This window comes from Emticicia agri, assembly GCF_004168285.1.
GTDB lineage: Bacteria > Bacteroidota > Bacteroidia > Cytophagales > Spirosomataceae > Emticicia > Emticicia agri.
Map to the genome: position 1 here is coordinate 106,208 of NZ_SEWF01000008.1, position 15,439 is coordinate 121,646.

10 protein-coding genes are annotated in these 15,439 nt (G+C 40.7%); 4 read left to right on the plus strand and 6 right to left on the minus strand.

All coding sequences use genetic code 11. The features are described 5' to 3' along the window. Positions 1 to 126: 126 nt before the first annotated feature. Positions 127 to 1,389 carry a replication-associated recombination protein A gene (locus tag EWM59_RS07415; protein WP_130020314.1) on the plus strand — a complete coding sequence of 421 codons (1,263 nt, stop codon included), beginning with the start codon at positions 127 to 129 and terminating at the stop codon, positions 1,387 to 1,389. Positions 1,390 to 1,638: 249 nt separating this feature from the next. On the opposite strand, the gene EWM59_RS07420 is transcribed toward EWM59_RS07415, so the two are convergent. The 6 genes from EWM59_RS07420 to EWM59_RS07445 all read right to left on the minus strand — a co-directional run bounded on the left by EWM59_RS07420 (position 1,639) and on the right by EWM59_RS07445 (position 11,763). After that, positions 1,639 to 2,118 carry a hypothetical protein gene (locus EWM59_RS07420; RefSeq protein WP_130020315.1) on the minus strand — a complete coding sequence of 160 codons (480 nt, stop codon included), beginning with the start codon at positions 2,116 to 2,118 and terminating at the stop codon, positions 1,639 to 1,641. A gap of 529 nt (positions 2,119 to 2,647) precedes the next feature. Further along, positions 2,648 to 4,363: a GMC oxidoreductase gene (locus EWM59_RS07425; RefSeq protein ID WP_130020316.1), complete on the minus strand. Its 1,716-nt coding sequence runs from the start codon at positions 4,361 to 4,363 to the stop codon at positions 2,648 to 2,650. A 26-nt stretch (positions 4,364 to 4,389) separates the two neighbouring features. Next, on the minus strand, positions 4,390 to 4,923 hold the full coding sequence (locus EWM59_RS07430) for a gluconate 2-dehydrogenase subunit 3 family protein (protein ID WP_130020317.1): 534 nt from the start codon (positions 4,921 to 4,923) through the stop codon (positions 4,390 to 4,392). A gap of 322 nt (positions 4,924 to 5,245) precedes the next feature. Continuing rightward, positions 5,246 to 5,944, minus strand: coding sequence for a TapB family protein (locus EWM59_RS07435; protein WP_130020318.1), 699 nt, complete (start codon positions 5,942 to 5,944; stop codon positions 5,246 to 5,248). Between the two features lie 126 nt (positions 5,945 to 6,070). After that, positions 6,071 to 8,806 (minus strand): DUF1553 domain-containing protein, encoded by a 2,736-nt coding sequence (locus EWM59_RS07440; RefSeq protein WP_130020319.1) that lies wholly within the window; start codon positions 8,804 to 8,806, stop codon positions 6,071 to 6,073. A gap of 215 nt (positions 8,807 to 9,021) precedes the next feature. Then, positions 9,022 to 11,763: a DUF1553 domain-containing protein gene (locus EWM59_RS07445; protein WP_130020320.1), complete on the minus strand. Its 2,742-nt coding sequence runs from the start codon at positions 11,761 to 11,763 to the stop codon at positions 9,022 to 9,024. A 715-nt stretch (positions 11,764 to 12,478) separates the two neighbouring features. Here EWM59_RS07445 and EWM59_RS07450 point away from each other — a divergent pair. From EWM59_RS07450 to EWM59_RS07460, 3 genes are all read left to right on the plus strand, one after another. Continuing rightward, entirely contained in the window at positions 12,479 to 13,141 is a 663-nt protein-coding gene (locus tag EWM59_RS07450; protein WP_130020321.1) for a hypothetical protein, read from the plus strand. Between the two features lie 109 nt (positions 13,142 to 13,250). Beyond that, positions 13,251 to 14,234 carry a hypothetical protein gene (locus EWM59_RS07455; RefSeq protein ID WP_130020322.1) on the plus strand — a complete coding sequence of 328 codons (984 nt, stop codon included), beginning with the start codon at positions 13,251 to 13,253 and terminating at the stop codon, positions 14,232 to 14,234. A 136-nt stretch (positions 14,235 to 14,370) separates the two neighbouring features. Beyond that, entirely contained in the window at positions 14,371 to 15,423 is a 1,053-nt protein-coding gene (locus EWM59_RS07460; RefSeq protein WP_130020323.1) for a hypothetical protein, read from the plus strand. Positions 15,424 to 15,439 lie beyond the last annotated feature (16 nt).

Here is a 15,439-nt window from a genome sequence, read left to right on the forward strand (position 1 = left end):
AATGGGTAAAAATAGAGTAGTGGTTCTACAATTCCAAGAAGCACCGTATATTTGTCATTGAAAATATTTCTTGCTAAATTTCTATCGCTACTAAGATTATTTATAAAATCTCATAACAACATTCAAATGACTGCACCATTAGCCGAACGTCTGCGTCCGAAAAAATTAGATGACTATATCGGTCAGGAACATATCTTAGGCAGAAACAAACCGCTCCGCAAAGCTATTGAAGCCAATCTGGTACCCTCTATGATTCTGTGGGGTCCTCCGGGCACAGGTAAAACCACCTTGGCTTTATTGATTGCAGAAACTACTAAAAGGCAGTTTCATCAACTAAATGCGGTGAGTTCAGGGGTAAAAGAGTTACGTGAAGTCATCAATCGTCCGTTAGGTTTATTCCCTCCTATTGTGTTTATTGATGAAATTCATCGCTACAATAAATCTCAGCAGGATTCGCTATTAGCAGCCGTAGAAAAAGGACAGATTACGCTGATTGGTGCTACTACCGAAAATCCTTCTTTTGAAATTAATGGAGCGGTACTTTCCCGCTGTCAGGTATATGTATTAGAATCTTTTGGCGAAAAAGAATTAAAAGAACTGACAGACAGAGCAATTAAAGAAGATGTAGAGTTAAAAAAAAGAGAGATAAAAGTAGCCTCTTATGAGGCACTAATGCGTATTTCTGGTGGCGATGGACGGAAACTGTTGAATCTGCTTGAAATCATTACTTTTTCTTATCCACCAGACTCACCCATAGTGATTACAGATGACTTGGTAGAAGAAGTAGCGCAACGCAACATTGCACGTTATGATAAATCGGGAGAGCAGCATTATGATATTATTTCGGCTTTTATAAAGTCTCTGCGGGGGTCAGACCCTAATGCGGCTTTGTATTGGATGGCACGCATGTTAGTAGCCGGAGAAGATGTAGAATTTATCGCCCGACGTATGCTGATTTTAGCTTCGGAAGACATCGGTAATGCCAATCCAACGGCTGTAATCATGGCAAATAACTGTATGCAGGCGGTCAAAACCATTGGCTACCCCGAAAGTAGAATTATCCTTTCACAAACGGCAATTTATCTGGCAACTTCGCCCAAATCAAATGCCTCTTATGTAGCTATTGATAATGCCATTGCTTTGGCTGAAAAGACTGCGCACCTGCCTGTACCTCTATCTTTGCGAAATGCACCCACCAAACTGATGAAACAGATTGGCTACGGCAAAAACTACAAATATGCCCACAACTATGAGGGCAACTTTACCAAACACAACTTTCTGCCTGATGAACTGAAAGGCACTAAACTTTACGAACCAAGCAACAATGCCCGTGAAAATGAAATCCGCCGACAATTACAAGCCTGGTGGGCAGAGTGGTATGGGTATTGAGTGTGTTTCCAGCATTTTTCTTAACCAACCTTTCGGCTGAATATTCCCCAAAGGCAAGGCTGTGTAGGGTTGTGCGTACAATGGGGATTGGTTGGTGATATAATGGGTGTTGCGGAGTTGGGCGATAGTTGAGAGGGTGAGGAGGGTTAGTATTGTTAGTAGGGTTGATTTCATGGGATATTAAAATTGTAATTTATATATAAGTGCGAAATTAACGAAAAGTACAAGTCATAGGAAAGAGTTATTTAATCATAATGATGTATTGTCGAGAAAATGAGCAATAAAGGATTGGGAGTTTGAGTACTTTTTTATATTGCTTAAAATCATATCTTCAATAATTTTATTTTGTGCGTCAGATATATTAGTATTTTCAATTTCTAATAGTCTTTTTGTAATAAAACTGGAGACATTCGGGTCTTTAAGTGCCATTTGCGTTGTTAAAAACTTACCTCCAATGGGGTTTACTTTAGAGTTTGGAAAGTTATTACTATTAATTCCAGCAATATTTCCTACAAAAATGAAGTAAGGAATAAGGCAATAAAAATATGATACTTTATCGGTAAATAATACTTGAGTATCAATCATACGAGTAAAAAAGAAATTCGCTCCACGTATTTCTTTTGGAGCGTTGACTATAAAGGATGTCATTCCAATATAAATTTCATTAAAATCAGTCGGGAAAATTTCTTTATTCAGAAATTGGCGTAATTCGATTTCGCAATTTATCATTTGCTGTTTGAATGAAGACTCATCATAAACCTTTCTATCTATATTTACTATAAGTGACCGCCAAAAAAGTGAGGCGACGAATTTAAATAACATCTCATTATACTCATAAGTTATTTTTACTCCCGAAATACTTGGGTGAAAAAATTTATTAGCAAACCATGTTTCATACTTACTAAATTTATCTTCGCAGTCAGCGCATAATAAGTATTGTTTCTTACCGTCTTGAAGGGGGATATTAGGATTACCTAATCCTCTAAGCCTGCCAGTTGCCGATGTTTTTTAATCCAACGAGAAACGAATTTTGGTATAATATGACTTTCTTCTAACTCTTTATTTATTTGACATAATTTGCATATACCTGTTACTTTCATTTCTTTTCTTTTTAAATAAATTGATTCTAACCCTTACTTGCATCCATACCAATTGGTGAGTTAAATTTAAGAAAATTTATACATGAACTCTATATATCAATAAAAAAGCCTTGTCCATTCCCACAGACAAGGCTTTCCTATGTGTTTACCAAACCCCCTTACAAATTCCCTTTCTTCAACTCTTTCACCGCATAATCAGCAGCTCTGGCTGTTAATGCCATATAAGTCAATGATGGATTTTGGGTGGAGGTTGAAGTCATACATGCACCGTCGGTTACGAATACGTTTTTGCATTCGTGCAGGGCATTCCATTTATTGAGTAGTGAGTTTTTAGGGTCTTTACCCATTCTTACCCCACCCATTTCGTGAATATCCAAGCCGGGAGTACGGTTAGAATCGTTGGTACGAATATTTTTGAAACCTGCTTTAGTGTACATTTCAGTCAATTGCTCAAAGAAATCTTTCACCATTTTGCGGTCGTTATCATCATAATCTACCGAAATACTTAATTGCGGAATACCCCAGGGGTCAAGCTTCGATTTATCCAATCTTACATAGTTGCTCTCTTTCGGAATGGTTTCTCCCATCATGTGAGAGCCTACGCTCCATACATTACTCAGATATGGATTCAACAAGCCGTGTTTCAAATCTTCACCCATCGCGCTTCTATCATCACGCATATATCTGCCTGCCTGAAAACCGGACGCATACCCACGCAAGAAATCAGTTTCCTGCTTGAATACATTGCGGAAACGTGGGATATAAGGCGAGTTCGGACGACGACCGTCGGTCGTGCTATCCAGATAGCCTTCATACTCGGCATTGATAGTGGCCGTATAATTATGAAAAGCTACATATTTACCCAATAAACCATTATCATTCCCCAAACCATTCGGGAAACGGCTTGAAATGGAGTTTAACAGAATCAGGTTTGAGTTCAATGCTGCGGCATTGACAAAGATAATGCGGGCATAATACTCAGTCATTTGCTTAGTATTGGCATCAATCACTCTTACCCCTGTAGCTTTGCCTTTCTTCTCATCATAAATGATTGAATGTACGACCGAATCAGGGCGCAACGTCATTTTTCCCGTCTTAGCCGCCCAAGGCAAAGTAGAAGCATTACTGCTGAAATACCCACCAAACGGACAACCACGCTCACAGATAGTGCGGTGCTGGCATTGCGCTCTTCCCTGGTCAAGATGTATCTTTTTAGGTTGGGTAATATGCGCACAACGACCCATAATAATATGACGGTCGTTATAGTTTTTAGCTACCTGCTGGCTGAAATATTTCTCTACGCAGTTCATTTCGTGAGGTGGTAAAAATTCACCGTCAGGTAAACTTGCCAGCCCATCTTTATTGCCTGAAATCCCTGCGAATTTCTCTACATGGCTATACCAAGGAGCAATATCTTCATAACCAATCGGCCATTCTACGGCAAATCCATCACGACCGGGGCCTTCAAAATCGTATTTCGACCAGCGTTGGGTTTGTCTTGCCCAGAGTAGCGATTTACCACCTGTCTGATACCCACGAATCCAGTCGAAGGGTTTTTCCTGTACATAAGGATGCTCGGCGTCTTTTACGAAGAACTGCTGTGTGCCTTCATAAAAAGCATAGCATTTGCTTACAATCGGATTGGCGTCTTTTACCTCTTTTTTCAACTGTCCCCGATGTTCAAACTCCCACGGTTGCATCATGGTTGTCGGGTAATCGGTTACGTGTTTTACTTCTTTTCCACGCTCTAAAACGAGGGTACGAAGCCCTTTGCCTGTTAATTCTTTGGCAGCCCAACCGCCACTGATACCTGAACCGATAACGATGGCATCGAAAGTTTGCGCCGCAATGGCATCTATATTAAAATAGGTCATGATTATACATTTGATTGGTTAGGTATTTATTTGCCTGTCTGAGCTTTGACAGGTACACAGCCATGATAACGTCCCGGAATAAATTCAAAGACCCGCAGGTTGGTCATCACATATTCAGAATTAAGATACCCCTGAATCGTCAGGTTTTTCACTAATCTGATAAATCCTTTTTCAGTATCCGTGCCCGATTTATCCATTTTATTTAATATCGCCAGTTTCTGAGCAGGCTCGGCCTCAACAAAGGCCTTGTTATACTCTTTTTTAGCTATATCATCAGCTGCTATCAGACCTTTCGCAAAGGTGTCCTGTGCTTTAGCATCATAGCAATCGGCTACCATAAGCGTAACAAATTTGTCTATGTTCAGTTCTTTGGCACCGGGTGTATCTGTTTTCGGAATAATGGTTTCTACGATTTCTGCCAGTAAGGCTTCTTGTGAAGTAGAAAGAAGGGTATCAGATTGATGGAGTGTTTCCTTGCTCCAGGCATTAGCCCATGAAGGGAGTACAAGTGTACTGCCAATACTCATGGCAAATGTTTTTATGGCCGCTCGTCGTTGCATTGTAGTGTCAGGGATGAAAAATTTACGCAATTTACAGATTTATCGGCAAAAACGTTTAAGCATTTTTGGAATCACTGGTAGAGAACAAATAATGCCGGGAGATATTTTAATTTACCTCGATGTAAGCGTAGTTAGGCAAGGTTTTTCACGGAGTAAATACCAATGATTTGATAACTTAAGTATCAGCGAATTAATTCGCCGGCTAAAATAACAATGGAATAATTATAGTATGTAATGCGGACTTAAGTCCGCATATGTAAGATGATAATACCTTTGTTTTCATAGCCACCGACTTCAGTCGGTGAAACTTGGTAGATATACCCTACTGCCCCTCAATCTTCGTTACAACCATATAAGCCTGGCGGTTGCCTTTTTCGTCAAATTGTTCTGTTTTTACCATTCCTACCCCTTTTGCCAGGTATTCTACACATTTCAGTGTGCGATTGCCCATAAATTTCATATTCATGGTATAGGTAATTTTGGCACATTCAAATTTACCGGCAGGAGTTTCTATAGTCTCATAGGCTTCTACCTTGCGGTTGGTAATATTGGCATTCATATTCATTAGAGTCATGCCACCTTCAAATCCGGTTTTCACATTGATACTGGCATCTTTCAGGATATCGCCCACTTTTAAATCTCTCGGATAGACCATCTGGTCGCCTGTAACGGTTACTTTCATGTCCGGTGATTTTGGCATGGCATCGCTGGTAATGTTACGAATATCAGTATAATAGTCCCCACCAACACATTTGCCTGTCGATTCACTTTTCGATAGCAATTTACCTTTCGCATCATATGCTTCATGGGCAAATGCCATTGATATACCCCCATCAATGGGTTTATAATCTATTACCTCATATTTTGTCGTAACAGTAGGTTTATCTTTTTTGTCATAAGAGGTCATTTCTACTTTCATTCCTTTTTTGAAAGCAAAATAACCCCCACAGTCTTGTGCAGTTAATAAATAGCTGTGGAACAGCATAGCAAATGCAAACAGAAGCGAGAGCGTTTTTTTCATGGTCTTGGTATAGTTTTGATTGATACCCCTAATAAACTCATATTATCAGCTTTTAGTGTTTCATTGACCCTATTAAACGTAAAAATTTATTAAGCGTTCTGCTAAACACTAAAACCATTCATTTTTCTATTCTTTTGTTACAATTTCGTCTAAATTCAGCATGGCATTAGCCGTAACAGCCATAGCCGCCATTTTAGGAGAAACATCTGACCTACCAAAGAATTTGTAGGCTTCTGTGGGGTGTCTGGTATATTCCTGTTCGGTTTGTCGGTAGAGTTTGGTCAATACCTGTAATTTCCGGTTATCAATATTCCGCATCATTATCAGATTAAAACCTGCCTGTATCTGTTCTTCAGGGGTTTTGCCTTTTTTCAGCATATTTCTGGCTAACTCCTGTGCGGCTTCTACATAGGCCGGGTCGTTGAGGGTTACTAAAGCCTGTAACGGGGTATTGGTGCGCTGACGCCTTAACTGACAGAATTCCCGGCTTGGGGCATCAAACGACATCATAGACGGATAAGGGGTAGTTCTTTTCCAGAACGTATAAAGTGCCCGACGATATTTATCTTCTCCCTGCGAGAGTTTCCACGATTCGCCGCTCCAAGGAGATAACCATAAGCCTTCAGGCTGATAAGGCATTACGCTTTTACCATACATTTTTTTAGACAATAAACCACTCACCAATAATGCCTGGTCTCTTACCTGCTCGGCTGACAGGCGGATACGTGGCCCACGGGCTAAATAACGGTTATAAGGGTCTTTTTCTACCAGTTCAGGCGTAACATCAGACGATTGCTGGTAAGTACCTGATAGTACAATTAGCTTCAGGAGTTTTTTTACACTCCATTGCATATCGTTCTGAAAAGTAAAGGCCAAGTAATCGAGCAAAGCAGGATTAACAGGGCTAAAACCCTGTGTACCAAAATCTTCGAGGGTTTCTACAATACCAATGCCGAAAATCTGTTCCCAGAAACGATTGACTGCTACACGTGCTGTAAGCGGGTTTTTACCATCTACCAACCATTTAGCCAATCCTAATCGGTTCTGAGGATAATTTTTTGGGATGGGAGGTAAATATTCAGGCACACCGGGTTTTACTTCTTTGCCATGCACCAACCAGTTACCACGTTCAAAAATATGCTGTTTACGAGCTAAATCTCCCTCACCATCATTCATGATAGGCGTAAAGTCTGCATTGGCATTCAGTATTTCTTTGTATTTCAGTTCAACAGATTCATAGTCTTTACCCTCTCCGAAAGTTTTCTGAAATGCAAACCATTTAATCTGTATCCAGTCTTTTGGTTTTTTAGGATTGGTAAAAGTAAAATACAAATCGTGTTTACCTTCCAGTTTGGGTAATGTATAAACCATTACTGTATCTTGTGCTGCCGGAATCGTCAGAATCACATTGCCATCTATTTTACCGTCTCTGATTTGCAGTATCCCTTTATCTGTACCCCAGTCGTAGCTGATTATCAAACGGTTTTTATCAGTCAGAGTTACGTCTTTCAACCGACCATAGCCCCCGTGTTGAAAACCAATGTATCTTGAACTCAATAAAGAAGAAGTACCTGCCGATAGAGGCTCTACATCATGCGAATTAAATTTAGGCTCTAAAGTCCTGACAAATTTTTCAAAATCCTTTTCGTTTCTACCTTTAGCCAAAATCCAGCTTTTCAACTCTTCTATTTTGGTTGAATCTTCCGGCTTATAGAATCGTAGATAGGGTGTATCGGTATATATATCTTCATCACGGGCATTGTTAAAAAATGCCATCAGTTTGTAATATTCTTCATGCCTGAATGGGTCGTAAGGATGTGTATGACACTGTACACAACTCATGGTAGTGCCCTGCCATACATCAAATGTCGTGTTTACCCTGTCAAGCGTAGCTGCTACCCTGAACTCTTCGTCCACCGTTCCTCCTTCGTCGTTGTTCATCGTATTCCGGTGGAAACCTGTGGCTATCAATTGCTCATTTGTAGGATTGGGCAATAAATCTCCGGCCAATTGCTCTATGGTAAATTGATCGAAAGGCTTATCTTCATTAAAAGCTTTGATTACATAATCACGGTAACGCCAGATATTGCGGTACATATCCGCTTCATACCCTTTGGTATCGGCATAACGGGCTAAATCTAACCACATAGCTGCCCAACGTTCACCATAGGCAGATGAAGCTAATAGCTGGTCAACTACTTTTTCATACGCATTTTCGGAGGCATCATTCAGAAAGGCTTGTAATTGTGCTTCTGTTGGGGGTAAACCTGTCAAATCAAGATAAACACGACGGAGTAAGGTGCCTTTGTCAGCTGGCTTTGAATATTCAAGTCCTTCTTCTTTCAGTTTATGCAAAACAAAATTGTCAATCTCATTCTTAGCAAAACGGGTTTCTTCATCTTCTATCAAACCCAAACGGGCAAAAAAGCCACCCACTGAGGGTACAGCTGGCTTTTCTGGTTGCTGATAAGCCCAGTGGTCTCCCCAAGGAGCTCCCTGGTCAATCCATTTTTTGAGTAGGGCAATTTCTTCTTTGTTGAGGGGATCTTTGCCTTTAGGCATCCGCTCTTCGGTATCGTGGATAATCAGGCGTTTGTAAAACTCTGAATGTTCGGCATCACCCGGCACAATGGCTATTTTTCCCGATTTCCCTTTGGTATTGATGGCTTCCTGCGAGAACAGGAAACTTAACTCTGCCGCTTTTTTCACACCTCCATGACAAGACACACAATGCTTGTTCAGAATCGGTTTGATTTCGGTATTAAAATCAACCTGATTTGAAAAAGGATTAAAACTGAATGCCATGATAGCCACAATGGCTATCACTATCAGGGAGAAGAGAAGGGGTTTTGAGTATTTCATGATTGCTGAGGCAATATGATTTATGAATACAATTGGGTCTGCTTTGTTTGAAAATTCGCTTCCCAATCGGGACTTCGGCTTCGCTCAGCCGCCGATTCGATAGGTCATTGTTTTATTAGAACTAAAATGATAATTTAATTAATAACAGCGCCAAGCCCGGTGCCTGAGCGGAGCGACCGACGCCCGGTCGAAGGCCGTGCGTACGCCAATACCCCCTACTCCTTCGTTACAATTTCATCTAAATTCAGCATGGCATTGGCCGTAACAGCCATAGCCGCCATTTTAGGCGAAACATCTGACCTGCCAAAGAATTTGTAGGCTTCAGTCGGATGTCTGGTATATTCCTGCTCAGTTTGTCGGTAGAGTTTAGTGAGTACCTGTAATTTGCGATTATCAATATTCCGCATCATTATCAGGTTAAAGCCTGCCTGTATCTGCTCTTCGGGGGTCTTGCCTTTTTTCAGCATATTTTTTGCCAGTTCCTGTGCCGCTTCTACATAAGTAGGATCATTGAGGGTTACCAGTGCCTGTAAAGGCGTGTTAGTGCGCAAACGTCTTAGCTGACAGAATTCCCGGCTTGGTGCATCAAACGACATCATAGACGGATAAGGAGCCGTACGTTTCCAGAAAGTATAAATGGCCCTACGATACTTGTCTTCCCCTTGCGAAAGTTTCCAGGATTCTCCATTCCACGGCGACTGCCACATGCCATCAGGCTGATAAGGCATTACGCTTTTACCATACATTTTTTTAGACAACAAACCACTTACCAACAATGCCTGGTCTCTTACCTGCTCGGCTGACAGACGGATGCGTGGCCCACGGGCTAAGTAACGATTATATGGGTCTTTTTCTACCAGTTCAGGCGTAACATCAGACGATTGCCGGTAAGTACCTGAGGTAACAATTAGTTTAAGGAGTTTCTTTACACTCCATTGCATATCGTCCTGAAAAGTTACTGCCAGGTAATCAAGCAATTCGGGATTAGTGGCACTAAAGCCCTGTGTACCGAAATCTTCCAGAGTTTCAACAATGCCCGTTCCGAAAATCTGCTCCCAGAAACGATTGACTGCCACACGTGCCGTAAGTGGGTTATTCCCATCTACCAACCACTTCGCCAGTCCCAGACGATTAGTAGGGTAATCTTTCGACATTTTTGAGAGATACTTAGGCACACCGGGTTTAACCTCTTTGCCATGCACCAGCCAGTTCCCACGTTCAAAAATATGTTGTTTACGTGCCAGGTCTCCCTCGCCCTCACTCATAATTGGCGTAAAATCAGCTTTGGCATTCAGTACCTCTGTGTATTTCAGTTCAACCGATTCATAGTCTTTACCCTCTCCAAAAGTTTTCTGGAATGACAACCACTTGATTTGCAACCAGTCTTTCGGTTTTTTAGGATTAGTAAACGTAAAATATAAATCGTGCTTGCCTTCTATTTTTGGCAAAGGGTAAAACATAACCGTATCACGAGCCGCAGAAATAGGAATAGTAAGTATGATATTGCCATCTACTTTATCCTCTCTTATATGCAGTATCCCTTTTTCAGTACCTGTACTAAAATTCATCACCAGCCGATTCTTATCTGTCAGGGTTACCCCTTTCAATCGGCCATAGCCCGTGTGTTGTAGCCCTAAATACTTGGCATCTAAGAGAGACGATGTACCATTAGAAAGCGGCACAATATCATGCGAATTGAATTTAGGTTCTAAAATCCTGATAAATTTTTCAAAATCCTTTTCGTTTCTACCTTTAGCCAAAATCCAGCTTTTCAACTCTTCTATTTTGGTTGAATCCTCTTGCTTATAGAATCTCAGGTATGGGGTATCACTTACTACATCTTCATCACGGGCATTGTTAAAAAATGCCATCAGTTTATAATATTCTTCATGCCTGAATGGGTCGTAAGGATGTGTATGACACTGTACACAACTCATGGTAGTACCCTGCCATACATCAAATGTCGTGTTTACCCTGTCAAGCGTAGCTGCTACCCTGAACTCTTCATCCACCGTTCCTCCTTCGTCGTTGTTCATCGTATTCCGGTGGAAACCTGTGGCTATCAGTTGCTCATTTGTAGGATTGGGCAATAAATCTCCTGCCAATTGCTCAATCGTAAATTGATCGAAAGGTTTATCTTCGTTAAAAGCCTTTATCACATAATCCCGGTAACGCCAGATATTTCGATATACATCTCTTTCATACCCTTTGGTATCGGCATAACGGGCTAAATCTAACCACATAGCTGCCCAACGTTCACCATAGGCAGATGAAGCTAATAGCTGGTCAACTACTTTTTCATAAGCATTTTCGGAGGCATCATTCAGAAAGGCTTGTAATTGTGCTTCGGTAGGGGGTAAACCTGTCAAATCAAGATAAACACGACGGAGTAAAGTGCCTTTGCCAGCTGGCTTTGAGTGTTCAAGCCCTTCTTCTTTCAGTTTATTGAGTACAAAATTATCAATCTCATTCTTAGCAAAACGGGTTTCTTCATCTTCTATCAAGCCTAAACGGGCAAAAAAGCCACCTACGGAGGGTACAGCTGGCTTTTCTGGTTGCTGATAAGCCCAGTGATCTCCCCAGGGTGCACCCTGGTCAATCCATTTTTTGAGTAGGGCAATTTCTTCTTTGTTGAGCGGGTCTTTGCCTTTAGGCATCCGCTCTTCGGTATCGTGGGTTATCAGACGCTTATAAAACTCTGAGTGTTCGGCATCGCCCGGCACAATGGCTACTTTTCCCGATTTCCCTTTGGTATTAATGGCTTCCTGCGAGAACAGGAAACTTAGCTCCGCAGCTTTTTTCACACCTCCATGACAAGACACACAATGCTTGTTCAGAATCGGTTTGATTTCGGTATTGAAATCAACCTGACTTGAAAAAGGATTAAAGCTAAAAGCCATAATAGCCCCAATGGCTACCACTGAAAGAGACAACAAAAAAAGCCTTGTGTATTTCATAACTTGTCTATACAACAATAAATCTTTACAAATTTAAAAATTGTTTGGGGGATTCGATGCAATTCACTTAAGAATTTTAAAAGAATAGAATGACAGTGAATGGAAACGGTCTGCCGTCGCAGTCACCGTCTAAGACAACAAAGGAATTATTTATGTATAAGCCGGACTTATTAGGTTTCAAGAAATAAACGTTCTTTAGAAATTGCGTATAGTTTTGGCTGAAGCCAAATATGGTTGATGATTTACTGTTACCCCCATTTGAAAATGGGCGGACGCCGCGCGGGGCTATTGATTCAATTGCCGCCAGCTTTAGCTACGGACGCCGTGCGGGTGGAATATTAAATTATAGCATCCTATATTGGCTTTAGCCAAAACGATTATTTCTTGAAACCTAATAAGTCCGGCAATGTATGCAAAAAATACCATTGTTAATTTAGGCGCCGAATTCCATTCGCTGTTACTACGCATTATTGCAAAACCTTTTGATCCCATTCACTTAATAAAGATATTTAACAAAAAACCTTACAGATTTGAAAGATTTCAAAAATCATCACTAAATTTAACCATTCGACACTACTATTTACTTGTGTTGTATGATAATGTTTGTACAATCCTTACAAACCCTCAAAATTTGAATCGAAATTAATCACAAAGTTACTTTCATAGACCCATTAATTATTTCATTTAAGCTTAAACAAGAGCCTTCAAATAAAAAATGAGCGATTTTCTTAAAAAACTAAAGGGTATGTTTATAGTTGAAACTCCAACTGATGAACAAGCCTCTGACAATGCTTCAACAGCCAAACCTGAAGAAAAACCTACCAGCACTTCGCCAAGTTCTACCCCTGTTGCTCCTGCCGGAAAAGCTTCAGAAAAGTTCTATGATATTCTGTTGGGTGCTATGGAAGCCAATAATCAGGAAGGATTTGACTATTTAGAATATAAAAAGTCTTTGGCAACACTGGCTAAAATGCCTATGGATGAACAAACCCGGTATTTTTCGGCATATGCAGCCGCACAGGCCATGGGTGTAACCCCACAGAAACTAACGGAATCGGCTAATTTTTATTTAAAAGTGTTGACTTCAGAAGATGCCAAATTTCAGGAGTCGGTAAATGCGCAACGCCAGAAACAGATTGGTAATAAAGAAAAAGCTATTGCTGATATGGATGCTACCATTAAGGCAAAGGCCGAACAGATTGCCAAACTGACACAGGAAATACAGGTGCACCAGACAGATATGGAAAAGATGAAAGCAGAGATTTCAGATGCTGTTATCAAAATTGAAACAACACTCAGTGATTTTCATGCCACTTTCAACGAACTGACCGCTCAAATCAGCCAGGACGTTGACAACATGGGCAAATATTTAAAATAAATAAACCCTGATTCTGTTAGGAGAAAGCCTCATACCTCCGGTAGAATTACTAATATACATCATGAATTTTATCAAATTCCTCGGGAGGCAGAGGGTCATGCAATAAGATATGGAAATGCAAGAAACCAAACCCAAATCATTTTGGGAACGCCCGGAAGGCAAGACAGGAACACTTTTCGCCGCAGGTTTACTATTGGGTGGGGGGTATCTGCTCTATAAAGCACTGCCTTACCTCATTACGTTAGCCTCAAACACGCTGTATCTGGCTGGTTTGCTAATAGTACTGGCGGCTGTTATCTATATGATACTCGACCCTAAAATGAGAAATCTTATTTTCTACATTTACAAGAGTATCATGCGCTGGTTAACAGGGCTTTTTGTACAACTCGACCCTATCGGTATTCTGAAAACCTACATTGATGAATTACGGAATAATCTGGCTAAAATGAATCAGCAGATTTCGACCCTGAAAGGTCAGATGTATAACCTGAAAACCATCATCGAAACCAATAAAAAACAGATTCAGAACGACCTGAATCTGGCAAGCAAAGCGAAAGAAACCGATAAACAGGCTATGATGGTATTGAAAGCCCGTAAGGCAGGACGTTTACAGGAATCGAACGTAAAATTAGAGGATTTATACAAAAAAATGGAGATTCTGTACCGGGTACTGGGCAAAATGTATGAAAACTCGGAAGTAATGCTCGAAGACATTAAAGACCAGGTTTCAGTAAAAGAACAAGAGCGTAAAGCTATCCGTGCCAGCCACTCGGCGATGCGTTCAGCCATGAATATCCTGAATGGCAATAAAGACCAACGCCAGATGTTTGATATGGCTATGGAATCGATTGCTGATGATGTAAGCCAGAAAGTAGGTGAAATGGAGCGTTTCATGGAAATGTCGTCGAACTTCATGGATTCTATCGACCTGCAAAACGGAGTATTTGAAGAAGAAGGCTTGAAAATGCTGGAGAAATGGGAAGAGGAAGGCGTATCGTTGCTTTTGGGTAATGATAAAAAAGCGCTTATTGCCGGTAAACCCATACCTACCACCAAGCCATCAGGCAACCAATACGATAAACTTTTTGAGTAAAAATCTTTAGTACTTAAGGTATTCTGAAAACGCTGTAAAAGGTATCTGTTATCACCGTTTTTGCAGGGTCGTCAGTTTACAAATTTCTAACTATTACATTTACACAAAATCTCAGTAGATTTAAAAACGTAACACAATGAAAACATCGCTCACACCATTTGCCCGATTTATGATTACGCTTGTTATTCTGGCAGGTCTGTTTTTTGGAGGCAAATATATTCTTGATAATACCAGTTGGGGACGCTCTTTGATGAACAAAAGCAACGAGACACCCACCGAAGAATCGTCTACCAAAGCACCGGAAGAAGGTCCTGCGTCTGAAAGTTCCTCAACGGCCTCATCATCAGGGAGTGATAATGAAGCAACTGCTACGGGCTCCTCATCGTTTAATTTTGTTGCCCCTGAGCCTGTAAATGGCAAACTGAAAGGCGTGGTAGAATTAGGTGCCAGTGGTTTCAACTCATTTATTGTTAGAGTAGACAAAGACAAAAACTGGAAATTAGAGAAATCTGAGTTTGGCAATAGCCTTGTAACCGAAAACATGGCTACCGATGAAGACATCAGAACAGGTCTGAAAAAATATATTGGCAGTATGCTCGATTTTGGTGTAAGTGGCCGTGATATTCACTTTGTAGTGAGTTCGGGTGCTGTAAAAGCCGATGTTACACAAAAAATTGTCAAGAACTTAAAGGCACTTAATTACTTTGTAAATACTGTAACCCCGGAACAGGAAGGTGCTTTAGCTTTGAAGTGCGTATTGCCTAGAGATTTTGAGGAAGAGGCTTTTGTAACAGATATTGGCTCGGGTAATACCAAAATTTCGTGGTCTAACAATGGAAGTGTTTCAGCTTTAGAAACTTATGGAGCCAAATACTTTCAGAATGGTGTAGATGATGGTAAAGTATATGACGACGTAAAAGACAAAGCCTCGTCTATTCCAAGCATGAAACGCAAAACCTGTTTTATTATTGGTGGAGTGCCTTTCTCAATGGCAAAGAAAGTGAGAAATGGTAAAGAACGCTATACAGTTCTGAAAGCCCCAGCCGATTATAAAGATTTGAAAGACGCCAAAGACAAAGCAGGGGTAAATATCTACAAAGCCATTAAAGACGCTACCAAATGTGACCAATTCGTTTTCGACTGGGATGCAAACTTTACTATTGGCTTTTTGTTGGGATTGCCGAATTAATTGTGAATGAGCGATT